Here is a 20,965-nt window from a genome sequence, read left to right as displayed (position 1 = left end):
CTCACTATGCCACCTAATGAAGCGTTTTATCACTTTGTTTTATCCACCTGAGGAAAAATAATCTCTAAACCTCAAGAGACCTCAATAAGCCCATTATAAAAAAAAGCCCTCAAATTTGAGGGCTTTGGCTTTATTAACCTTTATCAGGCTAAGTATTACTTATATGTCGCTTCGCGCTTTTTAGCTTCTTCATCCCATTTAGGCAGGATGTTTTTCTTGAAGGCTTCTTTCTCTTCAACCAGTTGTTTCATATCCATGCCTAACACGGCTTGTGCTTTCGCTTTGGTTGAAATATCAGGAACGGCCACTGGATCAGTAATACCTTTTTTACCCAGTAACTGCGCTAACTTAACACGCGCATCAGCAGCTTTATTGACTGATGTTCCTAGGATACGCAAGGCTTCATCAGGAGCGTGAGCCGCAACACCATGGGAAGCAATCGCTAGATCCCAACGCCATTGTGAATGACGGATATCAGTCAGGATAGGCTTCATTTCTTCTTCAGTTGCACCAGCTTTCCAAGCAGCTTCAGCTTCAAAATGTGCTTTAACTAATTGCTCTTCTGCTTTCAACTTCATTTCTTTGACTTTAGCTTTACGCTCATTCGTCACGCCAACCAAAAACTCTTTCGTTTGGCTATGGCAAGTTGCACAGGTTTCTTCAAAACGGTCGAATGGATTACCGACTTTATGATCGGTAAACTTCTTGCCATCAGCACTGGTGACTTTTGGCATGTGGCAGTCAACACAGCTCACATTATTCATACCATGAATACCCATTTTCCAAGTTTCATACTCTGGATGTTGGGCTTTTAACATTGGTGCTTTAGACAGTGCATGGGTCCAATCTGAGAATTGGATTGAGTCATAATAGACTTCCATTTTCTCAACAGTCACACCCATATCCCAAGGGAATTTGACAAAACCTTTTTTGTCTTCGGTTTTTTCAAAATAGTATTCAACGTGGCACTGGGCACACACCATTGATTCTTTATCTTGCTTAGAAGCCTTGCTAAAAGGTGTACCGATTGCATCTAATGCACGGTCAACATAAGGGCGAGAAATACGTAACTTTGGCGAGCCTTTATCATGGCAATCACCGCAGCCAATTGCGTTAGTCACTTCTGGGCCACCCTTAGCCCACTTACCTTTGAAATAACCGTCTTCGCCTTGCTCTTCAATCAGGCGAGGCACATCTGGACTTTTACAACTCCAACATGCCATTGGCAATGGGCCGTCTTCCGCGTCTTTAGGCGCACCTGTACGTAAGGTATTGCGTACATCGGTTACCGCATACATATGACCACGCGGAGCTTTATAATCCTTTGCAAAAGGATAACCTGCCCACAGGATAACCATATTAGGATCCTGTTCAAGCGCATCCACTAACTCTTCACTTTTAGCGGTATCATGCCAGCTATTGTATTGATTTTTAAATTTATCTTTATAAACCTCATTGCGAGGTTCAGTTTTATCGCTCGCCATTGCGCCCGCCGCCATGAAGCTGGCGGCAACCAGTGCACTTAGTGCAAAGGACTTACCTGTCATCTTCTTCATCATCTCATCTCCGTGTTACATTATTGTTGTGAATCACGACATCTCCGTTACCAAAGTTAGTAGCTTAATGCCGCTAAAAATATACCTCTTAGGAGGTATCTGCGGTGAAGTTTGCGCCAGATCAAAATGTAATAGTGTTGTTGTTCACACTTTTATGTTTTTGTTAAGGTATTACATTATTTTCTAATGTAAAAACACAACTAAAGAGCCATCAAAACGTGGCCTTCAACTGGATAGCCAACCTATGAAACGAGGCAGTCTCACCTCTAAGATTTTAGGATTAATGTTAGTCCTTATTCTGCTTTCTAGCAGTTTAGCCATCTTTGCCATCATTAATCTGTCCTATAGTTTAGGCGATGCTAAAGCAATTAACGCATCAGGATCCCTGCGGATGCAAAGTTATCGACTCATGTTTTATGCCAATTCAGGTAGCCAAGCCGCCCAGAAAAAAATTATCGAATTTGAAAATACCTTGCATTCCGAAGCCTTACAGCCATCGACAGGTTGGCTAAGCCCACAAAAAATCGCAGACCAATACCAACTTGTGATCGACAAGTGGCTCGTCATGAAATATTACATTGAGCAGGAAAATTCCCGTGACTATGCTGCAGCACTCAAGGACTTTGTCGATACGATAGATTTACTCGTACTGGAAATGGAACACCATGCCGCCTTTAAATTGAGGTTATTGGCAGCCAGCCAAATTTTTGGTCTAGGGCTGATGCTCTTTATTGCTTTTATTGCCGTGCGGTTCACCAAACGTAAGGTAGTAGTGCCATTGCAAAAATTGATGGAGTCCGCCAACACCATTTCTAAAGGTAATTTTGAAATTGAAATGCCAGAAACCGAATATATCGAGCTCACCGCGTTGACCAATGCGCTACAAAAAACAGCAAAGGAATTAGCTACGTTATATGGAAACTTAGAGTCACAGGTTGCAGAAAAAACCTTAGCATTGACGAGGGCAAATAATGAGCTGGCCTTTTTATATGATAATTTACTCACCCTAAATGCCAATAAACTCGATTATAAAGCCCTTAGAGAAGCACTAAATCAGCTTAAAGGTTATGAATCCCTTGATTATCTACGACTGATAATTCAATACCCAGATCAAGAGGTGGAAATCGTTGAGGCAAATGGGGGCTGGCCGACAGAACCAAAGGAAAGCACTCGTTTTCCGATGCAGTTTGAGCAAGTTGATTTAGGTTATTTAGAACTGATTTCCGCACAAACACCTAATATTGCATTGTTTAACAACTTTGCCATTATGTTGACTCGCTCAATTGTGATTCACAATGCCACAGAGCAAAGACAACAGTTAGCGTTAATGGAAGAACGCGGGGTGATCGCGCGCGAATTACATGACTCCCTTGGTCAAGTGTTATCTTTTTTGAAGATACAAATCAGCTTGTTGCGTAAAAATCTTGCCTATAGTTGCCGTAGTCCAGCGGTAGAAAATCAGCTAAACGAGATTAACGAAGGTGTGAGTACGGCTTACGTGCAGCTTCGAGAATTGTTATCAACCTTCAGGCTTACCATTAAAGAACCTAATTTGAAAAGTGCAATGGAAGCCATGCTGGATCAGCTTAGAGCTAAAACCGATATAAAAATCAGTTTAGATTACAAACTCTCCCCCCAATGGCTTGAGGCAAAACAGCATATCCATATATTACAAATCACCCGAGAAGCAACGCTTAATGCCATAAAACATTCAAAGGCAACCCTGATACATATACGTTGCTATAAGGATGATAACGCTATGGTCAATATCAGTGTCTGCGATAATGGCGTGGGTATTGAGCATTTAAAAGAGCGAGATCAACATTTTGGTATAGGGATTATGCACGAGCGAGCGAGTAAACTCGCGGGTATGGTGGTGTTTAGCAGCAATGATAAACTCATTGTCCCTAATCATATTGAACCAACCGAAAATCAAATACAAAATGGCACACTTACTACTGTGACCGATGGTGAACTCGGTATTCCCCAAGGAACGAAAGTCACTCTTATTTTTCCTTCTCAACTGGAGCCTACACATGGGTAAACCCTATTCTATCTTGGTCGTTGATGACCATCCGCTTTTACGTAAAGGTATCTGCCAATTGATCACTTCAGATCCTGATTTCAGTCTTTTTGGCGAAGCTGGTGGCGGATTAGATGCGTTAAGTGCAGTCGCGACGGATGAGCCAGATATCATACTCCTTGATTTGAATATGAAAGGCATGACAGGACTCGATACACTCAACGCCATGCGCCAGGAAGGTGTTACTTCACGCATCGTTATTCTCACTGTTTCCGACGCAAAACAAGATGTGATTAGATTACTTCGCGCAGGTGCGGACGGCTATTTACTCAAGGATACCGAACCGGATTTACTGCTCGAAAAACTCAAAAATGCCATGCTAGGACATAGGGTGATCAGTGAGGAAATTGAAGAATATCTCTATGAGCTTAAAAATGTTGCCGATGAGCAAGAATGGATCTCAAGTCTTACACCAAGGGAGTTACAAATCCTGCAACAATTGGCGGAAGGCTTAAGCAATCGTATGATTTCAGAACATTTACATATCAGTGAAGGCACAGTAAAAGTTCACGTTAAAAATTTACTGCGTAAAGCGAATGCCAAATCACGAACCGAAATGGCAGTAAGGTATTTAAATAACTAAAACAGCAGAGTAAATAATAAAGGCAATCAACAGATTGCCTTTATTATACTAGCCAAAAGAATACACATTCATATGGCATCAGTGATGCTTAAATGCCCTTTTGCACAAATTCTTGCCAGCTTAACAGTGCTTGTTCAAAATCCTCTAAACCGCAATAGGCTTCAGATTCAGCATCATAGAGTGACATCGCATCTTCTAATTCATACTCCTCATCAAATCCCAATACATTGGCGTACACTCTGGCTTGCTCTCGATCTATTTCTAAGGTTAAGTCACTGCCAATAAGCTGCCATGATTCGCGTTTACCCGCGAGGATCTCTGTGACGCTGTCTAACACTTGCTGAATTTTGGCTAACTCTGGCCCTAATTCTTCAGAAAACCACTGCCCAAGCACTTCATGATCCATGCTAAAGGTGGCTAAAAAAGTGCCCGTTAAACTGTTACGCCGAAATTCATATTCCATTTTAGGTTCTCTTTGCACTAACTCACTTAAGGCTAATTTTAACTTAACATGGGACAAGTTGCTTGAGTAACAGCGTAGCTGCCTTGAACTTATTCAAATATCCCTTGATTAGCATTGCGAGCGACAGACTTCATTTTTAGAACAAAATCAGTTAGCTTGAATAAATGATTGAGAAAGTAATTGGAAAACATATGCATGATGGATTTATCTATAGTTTAGTGCTTAGCGGCGCCCAAGCAGGCTCAAGCTTAAGCCCTGAACAACTTGATGCTTGGGATCCAAAGGATGGCCTACTCTGGCTACATCTGCGTTATCGCCACAAGAAGGCGCGTCATTGGGTCATCAATAGTGGCCTCAATAAAGTAGAAACCGATGCGCTACTCGCACAGGATACCCGACCAAGAGCCGTACTGGCTGGAGAGGGAGTACTGTTAGCACTGCGTGGCGTAAACTTAAACCCCAATTCAGCCCCAGAGGATATGGTTGCCATACGCATCTACGCCGATAAGCAAAGGATTATTTCAACCTGCGACCGTGAATTACAATCGGTAAAAGATGTGGCAGAACTTATCAAAGAAGGTGTAGGGCCGACGACTACGGGGGATTTTATTGTCGCAATCTGTGAGAGACTCACCAATCGAAAGGTCGAGTTTATCGATAAATTAGAAGAACAACTTTCTGAATTAGAAGAACAAGTCGTTTCAGGCAATGTGAAGGATCTGCGTACCGATATCGCCGAGTTACGCCGTCAAACGGTCGCAATTCGCCGCTATTTAGCGCCACAAAGAGAAGCATTCACTAAAATGCTCTCCGATCAATTTACCCTACTTAACGATCCAGAACGGCTTAAACTAAGGGAAATCAACGATAAACTAATCCGTACCATTGAAGATCTCGATGCCCTGCGCGATAGGGCGAATGTGACTCAAGAAGAATTGCTCAGTCAGCAATCAGAACAACTCAATAAACGCTTATATTTCCTATCATTAGTATCGGCAATCTTCTTACCGCTAGGCTTTTTAACGGGTTTGTTGGGAGTCAATATTGGTGGTATTCCTGGGGCAGAAGACACTTGGGCCTTTGCCACCTTCTGCGGCATATTGGTATCCCTTGTTGCTCTGCAAATGGCACTTTTTTACCGATTTAAATGGCTATAATCATCGCAAAATAAAAACGCCAATCCCTTTAGATTGGCGTTTTTATGTTTGCAAAATCACTTTAAGCCTTGGCTACAGATCAAGCAGCTTCGAATAAATTTTCATGTAATGCTTTTACCACCTGAGCCGCTTCCGATTCTGCCACTAACACGCATAAATTATGTGGACTCGCACCTTGGCAGATCATGCGCACATTGTGGGGTTCTAGCACTTCAAACACACGGCGACAAATGCCCGGCGTGGTCGCAATACGGTTACCAATAATTGCCACTAAAGCTAAACCGTCTTCAACACGCACTCGGCAATGTTGTGATAATTCTTGCAGCAGTGCCTCACTCAACAAGCCTTGACCACTCGAGTCTGAGCCCGTTTTATCGAGGGTTAGTGATACGTTCACTTCCGAAGTGGTGATTAAGTCCACACTGATCTTATGCCTTGCAAGCGTTGCAAAGGTTTCCGCTAAAAAGCCTTGGGCATGTAGCATTTGCAAGCTGTGAAGATTTAACAGAGTTTGATCGCGTCGCAGTGCCACAGCGCGGAACACTGGCGCATCTTCCACTTGATGACGGATCCAAGTCCCGCCTTTCTCGGGTTCTTTACTCGAGCCAACAAATACTTGAATTTGCTGACGAACGGCTGGAAGAATAGTGGCAGGATGTAATACTTTGGCGCCAAAGGTCGCCATTTCAGCGGCTTCATTAAAACTGATCTCGGCAATAGGATGGGCATTTGGCGCAAGGCGTGGATCGGTCGTATAAATGCCTGCGACATCGGTCCAAATCTCCACCGCCGATGCACGCAGAGCCTCGGCTAACAAAGCTGCCGAATAATCGCTACCACCGCGGCCAAGCGTTGTTGTTTGCCCCGCTTCATCGGCGCCGATAAAACCTTGGGTCACAATGACTTGCTCTACAAGTAGCGGTTGTAAATAGTCGTGCGATAGGGTTGCAATCTGTTCAACCTGAGGTTCGGCACGGCCAAAGTGGCTATCAGTACGCAGTACTTTACGTACATCAAAAGCACTGGAGTTTGCCCCTTTTTCACGCAATACCGCTGAAAATAAGGCAGAAGAACATTGCTCTCCCAGCGATAGCAACTCATCTATGGTCGCTTTGCTGCGAACGGAAACTAAAGCTTCACTGAGTAGCGCCATCCGACTCAATAATTTATCTAATGCAGCGGCCACATCGTTAGGGCGACCGAGTTTATCTAAGATAGCATATTGAATTTGGGCAATTTGTTTTAATCGTTGTAGACGCGCATCATCGGTTATCGCTTCTTGCGTTAATTCAACCAATAAATTCGTCACACCGCTCGAGGCACTGACCACAACTAAACGGCAATCAGGATTTGCTAACACTATATCGGCACAGCGATTCATCGCACCATAGTCAGCAACGGAAGTTCCACCAAATTTTGCGACAACAAGGGACATTAGCTCACCTCCGCAAAATACGCAGGATAAGCGACGACAACAGATTGAATAAGATATTGATTAACTAACATGATCACACTCCGAACTAACGACGTTCGAAGAGCCTGGTGCTCAATGATAACGCACCCCAATAGAAGGGAAACAGCAATCGTCACCAGAAGCTCTCCACCAATTACAGGTGACAATCGTCAGGATTCAGCCTGAACGACCGACATAAACACGCAGCAACCATATCTATGCCTCGGCGTTAATCTCCCTCATCTGTCATCGTTGGAGTTTGTGCTCCTCAGACCGACTACCTAGTTAACGCTCCTCTTCTGTTCCTTTCCACGGAAAGGGACGAAAAAAGTAGCAATAAACCCCTAATGAAGTCAATGCTAATTTCATATCAAATAAACAAATTAACTGAGACTAAGTGTGAGATTAAGTGTTCAAATCAGGCAACTCATACACTAATTGCACATAATCACTAAATTTACCTAAACAAACTTCATCGTATCCCGCTAATGTGCAAGGCACTAAACTCACACAACCCTGCTCAACCATGTAAATGGCATATTGATTAAATTTCTTGCCTAATTGTAGCGCCATGGTTCTATCGATAAACACAGCCCAGCTTTTTTCCATATAGGATAAATCAGGAGCTGCACCGACTAATGCCCTATAAGGACTGCTAAGTGATTCAATATCGCGGAGAAGTTGTCTATCGAGTAAGCGGTTCTTGCTGGGAGAAAAACGTTTTGAAGCAGGATTATGGGCGGTAATTACGGCAAAGGGAAAATCACAGGATAATGCTTGAGTCAGCAAAAATAATGGTGTTTGGTAACACTGCCACAGGTCTTGAGTTGTATTGTCCATTGGTAGTCTAGTCGAAAAATGAACCCGAGTTAGTGTAGCAGAGTGATTGTAAAATCCAAAGAGGCGTGAACTGGCTCACAAGAATTAAAAATACATTAGTTATACTAATCAATAAGTAAAGTAAATATCATGGTAAATATCGCCCTTAGCTTGAAATTTGTTAACATTTCATTTGTTAACAAATGCCTAAAACGAGTACAATGACATCACTGGCCTAGTTGAACAACGGCTTAAGATTGCCTAGTGTTTAATACTGTTTGTTATGTTGTTCTTTGGGGATAACAACGTCGGCTAGACATCTGTTTAAAATGTGTTCTACATTTGATTTATCATTTAAACATTAAAAAAAACAATAGTTAAGGAACTATTTCTAACTATTGCTTATCGAAGTTGATACTTGTTACGTTTTATCGTATTACACTTTAAACGTGCACTTTATATACATCCTGATATGTCGCAGTGAAGATCTTTCCTTTAGAAGCACAGCAGTTCAAGGAAGTATCAACATTTTTATGAATATAAGAGCCCGATGTAAGAGGCACTTATGGTTAGAATAGAATTGATTAAAATTTAGGTAAATAACATGCAAAATCCGCACATTCTGATCGTTGAAGATGAAGCCGTTACCCGTAACACGCTGAGAAGTATTTTCGAGGCAGAAGGGTATGTGGTAACTGAGGCCAATGATGGCGCAGAAATGCATAAGGCTATGCAAGAAAACAAAATTAACTTGGTGGTGATGGACATTAACCTACCAGGTAAAAATGGTCTGTTGTTGGCACGTGAACTGCGTGAAATCAACAACATCGGCCTAATCTTCCTGACAGGTCGTGATAACGAAGTCGACAAAATCCTTGGACTTGAAATTGGCGCGGACGATTATATTACCAAGCCGTTCAACCCACGTGAATTGACGATTCGTGCTCGTAACCTTCTGACTCGTGTTAATAGCGCTGGCAATGAAGTCGAAGAAAAGAGCTCTGTCGAATACTACCGTTTCAACGATTGGAGCTTAGAGATCAACAGCCGTTCTCTCGTAAGCCCACAGGGTGAATCTTACAAACTGCCACGTAGCGAATTCCGCGCTATGCTGCACTTTGTTGAAAACCCAGGCAAAATCTTAACTCGTGCTGATCTGCTGATGAAGATGACTGGCCGTGAGTTAAAGCCACATGACCGTACTGTTGACGTGACTATCCGTCGTATCCGTAAGCATTTCGAAAGCTTACCAGATACGCCAGAAATCATCGCAACCATTCACGGTGAAGGCTATCGTTTTTGCGGTAATTTAGAAGACTAATCTGCGACTTACCGTTTAAACGCCATAAAAAACCAGATCATAGGATCTGGTTTTTTTATGCATGCTACTTTCCGCTTTTTAACTGTCTATCGAGGAAATCCGCCAGCGAGCGATATAAGTGATTACGCACTTTTTCGCCACGCATTGAGTGTTTAGATCCCGGATAATCGATCATCTGAAATAATTTACCTTCATCCTGCAATGCCTTATAGACGCGAGTGCTGTTTTCAAACAAGACGTTATCATCAGCCATGCCGTGGTACATCAAGAGTCCCGATTGATAGTTTTTCACATAGGGGAATACGCTACTGGCTTCATATCCCGTTTCATTATTCTCAGGATGATCTAAGTAACGCTCAGTGTAATGGGTATCATATAAACGCCAGTCGGTTACAGGTGCACCCGAAATCGCGGCTTTAAAGTAATCCGGCGCCTTAAATAGACTCATTAAAGCCATATAACCGCCGTAGCTGTGGCCGTAAATCGCCACATTATCGGCATCGACAAAGGGCAGACTCCGTAAATAGTCCACTCCCACTTTTTGATCATTGACTTCAGCTTCGCCCAAATGACGGTAAATCACTTGCTCGAACTTGGTGCCTCTGTGGGCACTACCGCGGTTATCCAGTTGAAATACCACATAACCTTGCTGAACTAAGTACTGGGTAAAGTAATCCTGCTCACTCCAGCTATTGGTCACTAATTGCGCATGTGGGCCACCATAAACCCGCACAACCACGGGGTACTTTTTACCCGCATAGAAGGGAACCGGTTTAAATAGGCGTGTTTGCAAGATTTGGCCATCTTCGGCTTTAAGCTCTTTAAACTCAGGCAGTTGCCAAAGTCCCACATAGTCATATAAAGGATGACCCGCTTTGACTTGGTTTTGCTCAACCCACGCTAAATGCTGGCCCTTGTCACCGTGTAAACTAATCTGCGGTGGCTGAGATAAGCTATTGAAATAATCCAGATACACGCTTTGATTGTCGGCAAATACAGGCTCATGCATACCCGCCGCTGTACTCACTCGTTCAATCTTGCCGCCCGCTAACGGCACGCGATACAGTTGTTTCTCGATTGGCGTATCTTTACGGCCAGTGAAATACACCCAACCTGCGGTTTCATCGACATATTCCAGCTTATCGACAGCCCACTCACCTTTAGTCAATTGCGTCTTAAGTTTGCCTTTTAAGTCAAAAAGGTACAGATGATTAAAGCCATCGCGCTCCGAGGCCCAAATAAAAGCCGATTGCTGCTTTAAAAAGTGCAAGTCATTGTTAAGATTAACCCATGCCTCGCTTCGCTCTTTGACTAACGTTTTCGGCTTGGTCAGCGCATCTAATGCCACTAACTGCAAATCAAGCTTATGTTGATCGCGGCTCTGCCACTGAAACGATAAATGTCTACTGTCGGGCAACCAATTAACCCGCGGCAGGTAAATGTCTTTGCTCTTATCATCATTTAAGGTCACCCAATTGATAGCCTTATCTTTTAGCGTGACCACACCTAATGCAATGTCGACGTTGTTTTTGCCCGCATAGGGATAGCGCTGTTCGGTGAGTTTAATGCCATCGGCATAGATTTCATTACGGGTGACTAACTCAACGCCAGATTCATCTATTCGCGTAAAAGCGATAGCCGATTCATCGGGTGCCCACCAGTAGCCCGTCATGCGATCCATTTCTTCTTGAGCCACAAATTCTGCCATGGCATTTTTAATCGCCCCACCACCGTCAGTGGTCATGGCCTCAAGCTTTTTAGTTGCAAGATCGAGCACATACAAATTTTGATCCCGCACAAAAGACACAAAATTGCCCTTAGGTGATAAGCGGGCATCGGTAGCAAAACCTTCACCAATCGAAAGTTGACTCACACGATTATCGACCAAGGAGAAGTAATACAAATTGCCCGAGGCAGGGATCAATAGCGCCTTGCTATCGTCAGCCCAGAAATATTCCATAATGCCTTCGCCATAAATACGTTGGCGCTCGCGGCGTGCCTTTTCTTCATCGGATAACTCATTGCTCGCCAGCTTATCGGCGCTCAGCAACAAGCTAGATTTTCCTGTTTTAACATCCATTTGCCACAGATCGTAAAAGTTTTGGTTATCCTTACGCCCTGCAAGATAAGTCACGTGCTGACCATCGGGAGATAATTTTAAACCTCGGGGACTGGTGCCCGCTAATGCGGGCGAAGCATTCATCCGCTCAATGGTGAGGGGCAGTTTGCCGCCTTCGAGGGCATAACTCGGCGATATTGAAACCATAACCATTTGACTCGCTATTAATAGGGATGAGGCGCCCAATTTCACGGCGCGTAGGGAGGAAGCTAACCCATTTTTAGTCATTATTATTCCTTGGAAGCATATTCGCCTTAAGACGGCGATTAAAAAACTGCCGCCATTGTGCCAGAGGCAAAGCCTAAATAAAAAGCGCGGGCAATATACAGATACAAATTAACTGGCGAACAAAACACCCACAACTCAGCCAAATCATCAAGATGATAAACACAGTTTCGCATTAACAGATAACCGCAACGCTCTAAATTCATTAAAACCCACAGTAACATCGCTGAAATTGTCGACTAACTGAGTTATCATTCGCGGCAAATAACCAAATTGACCTCATTGTTGAACCCCTAAAGGACCTAACATGCAGACTCTTGCCCAGCACTTAACCTCACAGGCAGTGAACGACTCTCTCTCGCAACTGATTTTGACCTTAGCCGACACCTCAAAAGCCATTAGCCATGCCGTACGCCACGGTGCGCTCGCAGGCGTGTTAGGTGCGACCGAGCAAGAAAACGTCCAAGGTGAAACACAGAAAAAACTGGATATCATCACCAACGATATGCTTAAAGATGCGCTCAAAGCCGACGGAACAGTGCGCGGCTTAGCATCAGAAGAAGAAGATCATGTGGTGGAAGTGAGCACCAATGGTCAATATCTGGTGTGTTTCGATCCCTTAGATGGCTCATCGAACATCGATATCAACTCGCTAGTCGGCACGATTTTCTCTATCCTGCCCGCCTCTGCTGGCGAGTTAACTGAAACTAGCTTTTTACAATCTGGCCGCAATCAGTTAGCCGCAGGTTATGTACTTTATGGTCCATCGACCATGCTGGCATTAACCACAGGCCAAGGCGTGCAACTCTTTACTTTGCACCCAGAAACCAATGAGTTTTTACTGACGAATGCCGCCATGAGCATTAGCCCATACACCGCCGAATTTGCCATTAACATGTCAAACCAGCGTTTTTGGGAAGCGCCAATGCAAACCTATATCGCCGACTTACTGTTAGGCAAAATTGGCCCACGCGAAAAATCCTTCAACATGCGCTGGATTGCCGCCATGGTCGGCGATGTACACCGCGTGTTATCCCGTGGCGGTATTTTCACTTACCCAACAGATAATAAAGATCCGAAAAAACCGCACAAACTGCGCTTGATGTACGAAGCCAACCCAATGGCATTCTTAGTCGAACAAGCAGGCGGTAAAGCCTCAACGGGTTATGAAACCATTTTGGATATTCAACCAACTCAAATTCACCAACGTGTAGCGGTTATCCTAGGCAGCGCCAACGAAGTTGACGCTTGTTTGAGCTACCATGGTTTAGACTACAGCGAAGAACCTGGTTTAGACTACAGCGAAGAACCTGGTTTAGACTACAGCGAAGAACCTGGTTTAGACTAAGCCGAATCGCTTATATTCTGATTTTTATGATAAAAGCCACTGATTATAGTGGCTTTTTTGTTGTCGCTGAATGCAACATTCATTTTTAAATGCGGCCTTATGGCCGAGAAAGTTTAACGTCGTGGGGCTTCACCCCACACCCGACCAAGGAGGACTGCTCGTCCTATCCTCCTTGGATGCTCCAAGACGCCCCAACGGAGTTGAAAACCCCTTGTGCTCATTGCCAAATTTGCTACCGCTTCCGAAGGATGCATCCCTGCACCTGCGAAAGCTAGCTTGCCATCCATGGCAAGACTCACGCAATTTGTCTATTCGCCCTGCAGCAACTCCGAGGGGAGGGTGAACACCTGTCGCTACTGTATGGGCTGTAAATTCAGAAAGAATTGTGTCTGTCCGATCTTTCATCCATGACCGGACTCACGCAATTTATTCCAACGCCCCACGGCAACTTCGCAGGGAATGAGTATCATCTGCACAATTGTATGAACTTAGGTTGAGAAAGCCAATTATTCTTAAAATTAAATAAAAATGTATACCTACTTAACTTTTTCGACTTTTTGAGCTCTCTGTGGAAGAGGGCAAACTATTTACATTTTTCTGAGGAGAATTTGATGTAAGACGATAGTTTTGCATCCATAAAGGTAAGCCTCTAACTACTTGAGCAGAGTTACTTTTAATCATTTTGCTTGTCCTTATGTTCTTGTAAAATATCTTGAAGCTCTGCATCAAGAATAAATTCACTCTCTAAGTATGATAATGGAACTAAAGGGATTCTTAGTTCTGCTGTTTCTCTTTTCCAGTCAGCAAGATGACCCGCAGATTTGCGAATAAGCTTCCTTCCATTACCTAACTTCATTGAGAATAGGTCAATAAATTTTCTTGGTCCAACCCCTGCAAACGGATAAAAGTGCACTTTCGTTTCGTCACCATTGAACCTATCAACTTTTATTGAGTCACTATGCAACTTTGTTGCAAAACTCTTTGGATAGGGCTCAATAAACACAACTTTACCAACGCCTGCAGCAACAATATGCTTGGCGCAATTGTGGCATGGGAAAGTGGTTGTGTATAGCGTGGCTCCCAAAACTGAGATCCCCGTACGTGCAGCAGACATCAACGCTTCCATTTCAGCATGCACAGCGCGACCATACTCTGTGATATCCAGTATACCTGTCTGCTTTAAGCGTTTTTTCGCGATTTTATAATTTTCATCTTCGGAAACAGTATTATTATAAGCATCAAATTCTTTTAAAATTTTTAAACTAATAGCCTTTTTTTCCTGCTCATTTGTATCGCATCCTTTGACATAATCTCGCTGATCATTAATCCCAGGCCAATAGAGTCCGCCCCCTTTTTGAGGGACATCATTAGCCCCTGTTGAAATAATATCACCAGAGACTCCCACAACTACAGCACCTACTTGTCGAGATAAATCTGCAGAACGTAGAGAAGCTGCATACGCAAGAAACATTGCATATTCATCTAGATTCGGTGATACAACAGGTTTAGCAAATAAAATACTAAGAATCCGCTGTAGCTGCTCATCGAACTCCTCTACAGTATCAATAGTTAAAAAGAAGTCTGAAAGTTGGAATACATCGCGAGTTGACTGTCCGTGCTCGCCATATTCAGTTGATAAATCATTTTCTCTATCGTCACGCTCTATGAGCTCCTGAGCTTTTTCTCTAGTTTCAATTCCTTTTTGTTCCATAAGATATTTTATACGGCTCTCTTCATCGGCAGTTATGCCTATTAAGACAAAGCCTTTCCCGTAAACAGTCCGTAGAGTTTCCACTTCATCAGGATGCTTTAAAGAACGAATAATATGGGCAGTCCGAAAAAGAGGTTTACTTCTATCAGCCTCTCTTTCACGCTTTGAAAGAATCGAATTAATGGCCACAAGAGCCATAATGTCGTCTCTTTTATAGTCTTTCCGTAAACGATTACCTAAAGCCATAGCATTTTGAAGTCGTTCATCTTCTGAAACGAAGCCAACCTCACCATTCTCAATCAGTTCTGCCATCAATTTACTAAGGTGAAGCCAATTTAGCTTGTATCTGTACCGAGTTAAAAATGTTTCAAAACGAGAACTTATATCGTCATAATTCACACCAACTGGTGTAACAAGTCCAATAATGACCTCACTGTCAGGTGCATAAGTATCCATATTAAGAATTAAGTCCTTCAATAACCGAGTAGACACATAAAAAAACACTATTTTAACAAACTTACGACAAAGTCGAGCAAGAGTAAATTGATTGTGTTGTTGGCATCGAAAGATGGCACAGGCATAACTCTTTTGGGATTAACGGCCAACACCGAGATCACAGAAGTTCACCTCCCCTCGGAGTTGCCGCAGGGCATTTGCGTTCGTTGCGTGAGCGAGGCATGGATGCCGAGATAGCGTCAGTCGAATCAGGGACGAGCGTCTGACGCGATAGCATAAGGACGCTTAATGCCCAAAGGGCTTTCAACTCCGTTAGGGGCGTCAAGGAGCATCCAAGGAGGATAGGACGAGCAGTCCTCCTTGGTCGGGTGTGGGGTGAAGCCCCACGACTTTGACTTACCTCGGACGTAAGGCCGCAATTGCTAACATACTCACAGCGATAACCTTGCCAATTCAACACCAAACAAACCAGCACTATTATCGGGTGTGGGGTGAAGCCCCACGACCTTGATTCACCTCGGCCGTAAGGCCACAAAGCCAAAAGCTACGTAGCAAGAGCAAGTGCGAAATGTGGCGCAAAGAAAGTCACGACAGGTACAAACTCCAAAGCACAAATCTGCCACAGCAGCCGCAAGGCCTGCGTGAGTGACCATGGCTGGGCTTACACATTTTATAAATCAAGAGGGCCAACGCCCCGCTGCAAGGTCGGCGGGGATTGGTATTGCGTGGCATTAGTGGTGGATTTAGATCAGAAAGATCTACCTATCCGGTTTGTCGCCTTTCTATTCAGCGAATTAAACCTGCAGCTTTACTGACATTGTTTACTTTACTTTCAGTTGATTGTTTACTGAATGCACACCTGAGGTTGCTGCAGTAACCAGTTTAGCCTGGTCTTTTTGAGCTTGGGTGTCTACCTTACCGGAGAGCATGACATCGCCCTTGCGAGTTTCTATCTGAATATCAAAATCTTTTAACTGCGCATCGGCCATCAGCGCGGTATTAACTGCTGTGGTTATTTTTACATCATCACCAGTGCCATCCTCGGTTGTCACGGTTAAATCCGGTGAACCGCTTTGAGCATTAACATCTCCACGGTCACAGCCGCTAAGCAACAGACTACCAGCTAGCACTATACCAGCAGTTACGAACGTAAGTTTTAGTGTTTGCATTATAAGCTCCTTCACACTGCAAAAAGTGCAGGGTAATAACCATAATGCAATAACGATAGCTCTGGCTCTGTGCGCTGACAGACATACCAAGTTATGGGGTGACATTAAGTAAGCGGTAAGTACAGCGTAGTCGTGCGACAAATGAGAGCTCCATAATAGATGGCATTTCATCCCCTCTGCTATTGTATAATGGCGAACCGAAAGTGCATTATGCTATTGTTTTAGCTTAAATGATTCGATTGACTTCTACTGTATCTTATATAAAGGGTTAAATTTTTGATGGAAAAAATATTTGAAAGGCTAATGTATGCATCGCGCTGGATTATGGCGCCGATTTATTTGGGATTAAGCCTCGTCTTATTAGGTTTAGGCATTAAATTCTTTCAAGAAATCTTTCATGTTTTGCCTATCATTTTTGAGATGCGCGAAGTGGACTTAGTGCTAGTCACGCTGTCACTGATTGATATCACGCTTGTGGGCGGGCTTATTGTGATGGTGATGTTTTCTGGCTATGAGAATTTCGTCTCACAATTAGATGTAGGTGAAGATAGCGAAAAATTAAGCTGGCTTGGCAAACTGGATTCCGGCTCGCTGAAAAACAAAGTCGCTGCCTCTATTGTGGCTATTTCGTCCATTCATTTGCTCAAAATATTTATGAATGTTGAGAATATTTCCAATGACAAGATTATGTGGTACCTGCTGATCCATATCACTTTTGTCTTATCTGCCTTCGCTATGGGATATTTAGATAAAATAACCCGTAAATAAGCGCGCTAGATGGGTGCACCTGTAAGATTATGAATTTCAGAGTGGAAGAAGACGGACTGCGGGGAAAATATAAGCTCCAATCCCCCGCGTTATATCTAGACATTATCCCATTTAAGTAAGAGCCCCGTTCAGAGCTATTCCTTCAGACTTAGCCGCGGCAGGTTTTACCACTGCCGCGGCTAAATTAACACAAGAGGGTATTCCATAATCAGTCTGGTGCCGGGGTCGAAGGCGGGAATACTCTCGCCATCATCTCACTCCCGCATAGATATTGATGCCAAGCCTTAGCTCGGCATCAATATCTATGGTTATCTACATCTATGCTTATTCTACCGCTTATAACCTAAAGCCACTCAGTGACTTTTTCATATCACTAGCCATGTTCCGTAGTTGATGGCTGGCAGTCGATAGTTCTGAAGATTTTGCATTGGTGTTTTCCACCGCCTGCGCAATATTCTCCATATTTTGATTAATCGTACCCGACACAACGGCCAGTTGTTCTGTGGCGCTGGCCAATTGATCGTTGACATCGGTAATGCTCGACACGGCAGTGTTAATGCGGGTTAGCGCCTCGCTGGCCTGCTGAGAACAGACTATCGTTTGCTCCGTTTCGGTTCGACTTTGCGCCATCGATTGCACGGCGTTGGCAGAGTCTTGCTGAATGCCTTGAATACGCCTATTGATATCCTGAGTTGACGCCTGAGAGCGGCTAGCAAGGGTACGCACTTCATCGGCCACAACAGCAAATCCGCGCCCCATTTCTCCAGCACGCGCCGCTTCTATCGCCGCATTTAATGCCAATAGATTGGTCTGCTCCGCAATCGCACCGATAACATCGGTGACCGCACCAATTTCATCGCCACGTTTAGACAACTGCCCTATCACATCAGAGACTTGCTCCAGTTTTACTTTAAGCGCATCAATGGCCGTTATCGTTTGGCCTACGGATGTCACGCCGTTTTTGGCTTCAGTGTCAGCATCTCTGGTCGCTTTAGCGGCCAGAGTCGCGCTGCGGGCCATATCCTCACAAGTCGAGGTCATTTCATTGACCGCGGTAGCCACTTGAGCAGTTTGGTCCATCACACTTTGTAAAATATGCTGCGTCTGTTGGCTGGTGTCCTCAAGTACCTCTGATTGCTTGACCAATTGCTCAGCCATTGCCGATTGCTGGCCGATAATACTGCGCAACTGGCTGATAAGGCCACTTAATGCCGCCAACAAGCTGTCGTTATCACCCGGCTTTAACCCAAAGTTCACTGAGAAATCACCCGCCGCAACCTGCTGCACCAGTGCTTTGGTTGTCGCCAGTTCCCCACCTAGTGCCTGCAATAACCAGCGGCGGATATACAAAGACACACCAACTGTCAGGGCCATAATAACCACGACGACCAACCCAACTCTCATAGCGACTTCCCAGAAGGCCGCTTTAACATCATCAATATAAATTCCAGAACCGAGCACCCAGCCCCATTTGTCATCTTTTGCCACATAGGACAACTTGGTATAACGCTCCTGCGTCACTCCCCCACCTTTTAAGGGTTTAGGCCATTGGTACTCAACAAAACCATTGCCATAACGGTCGATAACGTCAACAAAACTGACAAACAAGTTGGCGTTGCTCAGTGTTTGTTGTTGGCTGCCATCACGGTTACGCATTAAGGTCGCGTGATGAAAGTTGGGTTTGTCCAGTACAGTGCCGTCTAAAGTGGATACGGTTGGATGCATAACCATTTTGGGGATAGGCCGACCGGTATCGTTAATCCAAATATATTCAGTACCATCATAACGAATGGCCTTAATAGTCGACATGGCCTGCTGCTGCGCTTGCTCAGTGCTTAACGCACCGCTTTGCTCCAGTGTCTGATAATGTTTAACGATACTCAGGCTGCTATCAATAATCGCCACAACGCGATCTTCCCTCCCCTTAGTCAAACTCTGGTTAAGTGCGTTTAGCTCCATGATGCCCAGCACCACGAAACCCAGCAATGCCAGTAACGGAATGCTGAGTAATCGCCCCCCTACTGTCTGCCAAAATCCAGTCATGGTGCCCCCTAATTTTTCAAATGATTCAAGGTTATAAACCAGTATGGTTTAAGTTACATTTATTTAACCACTTTTAATTTGATAAAAATACTCTATGCATCTGACTCAGCTTGGAAATATCAGATTTTTAGGCGCGATAAAGGCCGTATTGAAACATTAGAACCAAACAAGCTCACCTTAAGCACAAGATTCACTCTCATCATAAAAGCCAAAGACAGCTAAATAAATCCATACAACCTTCAATTCACCTAACAAAAAAGCCACTGATATCAGTGGCTTTTTGCATATCATTTTATAGCGTATAAATGAGTGGCGTTAGCTCTTCGCTAACTCAAGCTGATGCACTTTCTCGGTTTGATCCACTATGGTCAACACCGCAGTATCACCGACCACGTTACAGGATGTCAGCACCATATCGATAATACGATCCAGCGCTGCCACAATGGCAAAGGCTTCTATCGGTAAACCCATTTGATGGATTAACACACCTATCATCACCATACCGCCACCGGGCACACCGCCCGCCCCAACGGATAATAAAAAGATACTAAACAGCAGCGAAGGCAATTGCTCAGTGGTTATTGGCATACCAAAGGCGTTGGCGACAAAGAAAATCGCGACTGTGATATAAATCGCCACACCGCCCATGTTCATGGTCGCACCCAGCGGCACACCAAAACCAGCAACAGCACGGTTCACGCCTAACTTGTCCGTTAAAGTACGCATAGTCACAGGAATAGTCGCATTTGAGCTTGCGGTCGAGAGTGAAAATAACACTTGCTCTTGGGTCTTCTCGCGGAAGGTTTTGGCTGAAATGGGGGTAAAGAATCCCACAGCCATAGGATAAACCACAAAAATCCACAGTAGCAGCAGCGCGAGGATCAGCACCATATACTCAACCACACTCATAAACACACCTGCATCTAAGGTCGCGCCGAGTTTAAACATCAAGGCAAATACACCATAGGGCGCAAGATTCATCACCACAGAAATCAGCTTCATCATAATTTTATTGGCGGTTTGAAACCCTTGCACCGCGCCAGTGACATGCTCACCGAGGGATTTGATCACACCACCGAGCATTAACGCCATAAAGATCACTTGCAACATATTGCCCGACATAAAAGCCGCCACTGGATTACGCGGGACTATGTCAATCACCAGCGCCATCAGACTTGGCAACTCTGTTGCGGTAATGGCTACACCGTCTGTGCTGCTCATATCCACGCCTTTACCGGGTTCGAGTAGCAGTGCCACTAATAATGCCGTCGCGATTGCGACAAAGGTATTGATGATATAAAAACCAAAGGTCTTACCGCCCAAACGGCCAAAACTTTTGAGATCTTGTAGCTCACAGACACCGCAAACGATGCTCACGAACACGAGTGGCACAACCAACATCATGATCATATTGACGAACATAGTGCCAACGCCACCAGCAAGCTCCACTAAATTGCCCGAGAAAAAACCGATATCGTTTAAGAAGTATTGCACTATTGTGCCGAAAATAAGGCCGGCAAACAGACCAATAAAGATCCGCGTCGAAAGTGATTTCATCATGCTTGTGGTTTCCCCAGAAAGGTCATTTATTTGTTATTCATCTTCCATGATGAGCACAATAGCCAATCCATTTTTGGCTCAGGCGGGGATAGTGAAACATGCTAGCAGTAAATTCAATGAATAAATTTACT

The 20,965-nt window shown here is 44.2% G+C and carries 15 protein-coding genes and 1 riboswitch; of the genes, 6 read left to right on the top strand and 9 right to left on the bottom strand.

Annotation, left to right across the window (positions count from 1 at the left end; translation table 11 throughout):
- Nucleotides 1-155 precede the first annotated feature (155 nt).
- Complete coding sequence (nrfA, locus tag JEZ96_RS02785) at nt 156-1,559, bottom strand: ammonia-forming nitrite reductase cytochrome c552 subunit (protein ID WP_011790735.1); 1,404 nt, start codon at nt 1,557-1,559, stop codon at nt 156-158.
- Nucleotides 1,560-1,800: 241 nt separating this feature from the next.
- Between nrfA and narQ the strand changes: the two genes are divergently transcribed.
- Together narQ and JEZ96_RS02775 are read left to right on the top strand one after the other, a co-directional pair.
- Nucleotides 1,801-3,600 (top strand): nitrate/nitrite two-component system sensor histidine kinase NarQ, encoded by a 1,800-nt coding sequence (narQ, locus tag JEZ96_RS02780; RefSeq protein WP_011790736.1) that lies wholly within the window; start codon nt 1,801-1,803, stop codon nt 3,598-3,600.
- Nucleotides 3,593-4,222, top strand: a complete 630-nt coding sequence (locus JEZ96_RS02775) for a response regulator (RefSeq protein ID WP_011790737.1) — start codon at nt 3,593-3,595, stop codon at nt 4,220-4,222. Before narQ ends, JEZ96_RS02775 begins: the two co-directional genes overlap by 8 nt.
- 88 nt (nt 4,223-4,310) lie before the next feature.
- Here the strand turns inward: JEZ96_RS02775 and JEZ96_RS02770 are convergent, their stop codons facing one another.
- Nucleotides 4,311-4,685: a YacL family protein gene (locus JEZ96_RS02770; protein WP_011918661.1), complete on the bottom strand. Its 375-nt coding sequence runs from the start codon at nt 4,683-4,685 to the stop codon at nt 4,311-4,313.
- Between the two features lie 191 nt (nt 4,686-4,876).
- Here JEZ96_RS02770 and JEZ96_RS02765 point away from each other — a divergent pair, with 191 nt between their 5' ends.
- Complete coding sequence (locus JEZ96_RS02765) at nt 4,877-5,842, top strand: zinc transporter ZntB (RefSeq protein ID WP_025008357.1); 966 nt, start codon at nt 4,877-4,879, stop codon at nt 5,840-5,842.
- A gap of 79 nt (nt 5,843-5,921) precedes the next feature.
- Here the strand turns inward: JEZ96_RS02765 and lysC are convergent, their stop codons facing one another.
- Both lysC and JEZ96_RS02755 read right to left on the bottom strand, forming a co-directional pair.
- Nucleotides 5,922-7,277 carry a lysine-sensitive aspartokinase 3 gene (lysC, locus tag JEZ96_RS02760; protein WP_025008358.1) on the bottom strand — a complete coding sequence of 452 codons (1,356 nt, stop codon included), beginning with the start codon at nt 7,275-7,277 and terminating at the stop codon, nt 5,922-5,924.
- 150 nt (nt 7,278-7,427) lie between these two features.
- Nucleotides 7,428-7,602: riboswitch (Lysine riboswitch) on the bottom strand.
- Nucleotides 7,603-7,700: 98 nt separating this feature from the next.
- Nucleotides 7,701-8,135 carry a DUF3293 domain-containing protein gene (locus JEZ96_RS02755; RefSeq protein ID WP_011918659.1) on the bottom strand — a complete coding sequence of 145 codons (435 nt, stop codon included), beginning with the start codon at nt 8,133-8,135 and terminating at the stop codon, nt 7,701-7,703.
- A gap of 583 nt (nt 8,136-8,718) precedes the next feature.
- On the opposite strand from JEZ96_RS02755, the gene arcA reads away from it, so the two are divergent.
- Nucleotides 8,719-9,435 (top strand): two-component system response regulator ArcA, encoded by a 717-nt coding sequence (gene arcA / locus JEZ96_RS02750; RefSeq protein ID WP_007644695.1) that lies wholly within the window; start codon nt 8,719-8,721, stop codon nt 9,433-9,435.
- Between the two features lie 64 nt (nt 9,436-9,499).
- Here arcA and JEZ96_RS02745 read toward each other — a convergent pair whose 3' ends face one another.
- The gene (locus tag JEZ96_RS02745) at nt 9,500-11,782 is read right to left on the bottom strand and encodes a S9 family peptidase (protein ID WP_025008359.1); all 2,283 of its coding nucleotides are present in this window, start codon (nt 11,780-11,782) and stop codon (nt 9,500-9,502) included.
- Between the two features lie 304 nt (nt 11,783-12,086).
- Here JEZ96_RS02745 and JEZ96_RS02740 point away from each other — a divergent pair, with 304 nt between their 5' ends.
- Nucleotides 12,087-13,127, top strand: a complete 1,041-nt coding sequence (locus JEZ96_RS02740) for a class 1 fructose-bisphosphatase (RefSeq protein ID WP_128090182.1) — start codon at nt 12,087-12,089, stop codon at nt 13,125-13,127.
- Nucleotides 13,128-13,800: 673 nt separating this feature from the next.
- Here JEZ96_RS02740 and JEZ96_RS02735 read toward each other — a convergent pair.
- Both JEZ96_RS02735 and JEZ96_RS02730 read right to left on the bottom strand, forming a co-directional pair.
- Nucleotides 13,801-15,294 (bottom strand): anti-phage dCTP deaminase, encoded by a 1,494-nt coding sequence (locus tag JEZ96_RS02735; RefSeq protein ID WP_011790744.1) that lies wholly within the window; start codon nt 15,292-15,294, stop codon nt 13,801-13,803.
- A gap of 821 nt (nt 15,295-16,115) precedes the next feature.
- Entirely contained in the window at nt 16,116-16,463 is a 348-nt protein-coding gene (locus JEZ96_RS02730) for a BON domain-containing protein (protein WP_014609828.1), read from the bottom strand.
- A 279-nt stretch (nt 16,464-16,742) separates the two neighbouring features.
- On the opposite strand from JEZ96_RS02730, the gene JEZ96_RS02725 reads away from it, so the two are divergent.
- A complete protein-coding gene (locus JEZ96_RS02725; protein WP_011790746.1) occupies nt 16,743-17,231 on the top strand; it encodes a TIGR00645 family protein in 489 nt (162 codons plus the stop codon).
- A gap of 336 nt (nt 17,232-17,567) precedes the next feature.
- Here JEZ96_RS02725 and JEZ96_RS02720 read toward each other — a convergent pair whose 3' ends face one another.
- Both JEZ96_RS02720 and JEZ96_RS02715 read right to left on the bottom strand, forming a co-directional pair.
- Complete coding sequence (locus tag JEZ96_RS02720) at nt 17,568-19,274, bottom strand: methyl-accepting chemotaxis protein (protein ID WP_011790747.1); 1,707 nt, start codon at nt 19,272-19,274, stop codon at nt 17,568-17,570.
- 315 nt (nt 19,275-19,589) lie between these two features.
- A complete protein-coding gene (locus JEZ96_RS02715; RefSeq protein ID WP_011918653.1) occupies nt 19,590-20,834 on the bottom strand; it encodes a dicarboxylate/amino acid:cation symporter in 1,245 nt (414 codons plus the stop codon).
- Nucleotides 20,835-20,965: the final 131 nt, after the last annotated feature.

The sequence above is a fragment of the Shewanella putrefaciens genome (assembly GCF_016406325.1).
GTDB classification, from domain to species: domain Bacteria; phylum Pseudomonadota; class Gammaproteobacteria; order Enterobacterales; family Shewanellaceae; genus Shewanella; species Shewanella putrefaciens.
Note: the sequence above shows the minus strand (reverse complement) of the source record. Positions and strands in the feature narration are given on the sequence as shown.

Excerpts from the sequence above, each read along its gene's own strand:
- JEZ96_RS02720 (WP_011790747.1), bottom strand. The coding sequence starts at position 19,274 with ATGACTGGATTTTGGCAGACAGTAGGGGGGCGATTACTCAGCATTCCG.
- JEZ96_RS02715 (WP_011918653.1), bottom strand. The coding sequence starts at position 20,834 with ATGATGAAATCACTTTCGACGCGGATCTTTATTGGTCTGTTTGCCGGC.
- arcA (WP_007644695.1), top strand. The coding sequence starts at position 8,719 with ATGCAAAATCCGCACATTCTGATCGTTGAAGATGAAGCCGTTACCCGT.
- JEZ96_RS02775 (WP_011790737.1), top strand. The coding sequence starts at position 3,593 with ATGGGTAAACCCTATTCTATCTTGGTCGTTGATGACCATCCGCTTTTA.
- JEZ96_RS02770 (WP_011918661.1), bottom strand. The coding sequence starts at position 4,685 with ATGGAATATGAATTTCGGCGTAACAGTTTAACGGGCACTTTTTTAGCC.
- JEZ96_RS02740 (WP_128090182.1), top strand. The coding sequence starts at position 12,087 with ATGCAGACTCTTGCCCAGCACTTAACCTCACAGGCAGTGAACGACTCT.
- JEZ96_RS02730 (WP_014609828.1), bottom strand. The coding sequence starts at position 16,463 with ATGCAAACACTAAAACTTACGTTCGTAACTGCTGGTATAGTGCTAGCT.
- JEZ96_RS02735 (WP_011790744.1), bottom strand. The coding sequence starts at position 15,294 with ATGGATACTTATGCACCTGACAGTGAGGTCATTATTGGACTTGTTACA.
- narQ (WP_011790736.1), top strand. The coding sequence starts at position 1,801 with ATGAAACGAGGCAGTCTCACCTCTAAGATTTTAGGATTAATGTTAGTC.
- JEZ96_RS02745 (WP_025008359.1), bottom strand. The coding sequence starts at position 11,782 with ATGACTAAAAATGGGTTAGCTTCCTCCCTACGCGCCGTGAAATTGGGC.
- nrfA (WP_011790735.1), bottom strand. The coding sequence starts at position 1,559 with ATGATGAAGAAGATGACAGGTAAGTCCTTTGCACTAAGTGCACTGGTT.
- lysC (WP_025008358.1), bottom strand. The coding sequence starts at position 7,277 with ATGTCCCTTGTTGTCGCAAAATTTGGTGGAACTTCCGTTGCTGACTAT.
- JEZ96_RS02725 (WP_011790746.1), top strand. The coding sequence starts at position 16,743 with ATGGAAAAAATATTTGAAAGGCTAATGTATGCATCGCGCTGGATTATG.
- JEZ96_RS02765 (WP_025008357.1), top strand. The coding sequence starts at position 4,877 with ATGCATGATGGATTTATCTATAGTTTAGTGCTTAGCGGCGCCCAAGCA.
- JEZ96_RS02755 (WP_011918659.1), bottom strand. The coding sequence starts at position 8,135 with ATGGACAATACAACTCAAGACCTGTGGCAGTGTTACCAAACACCATTA.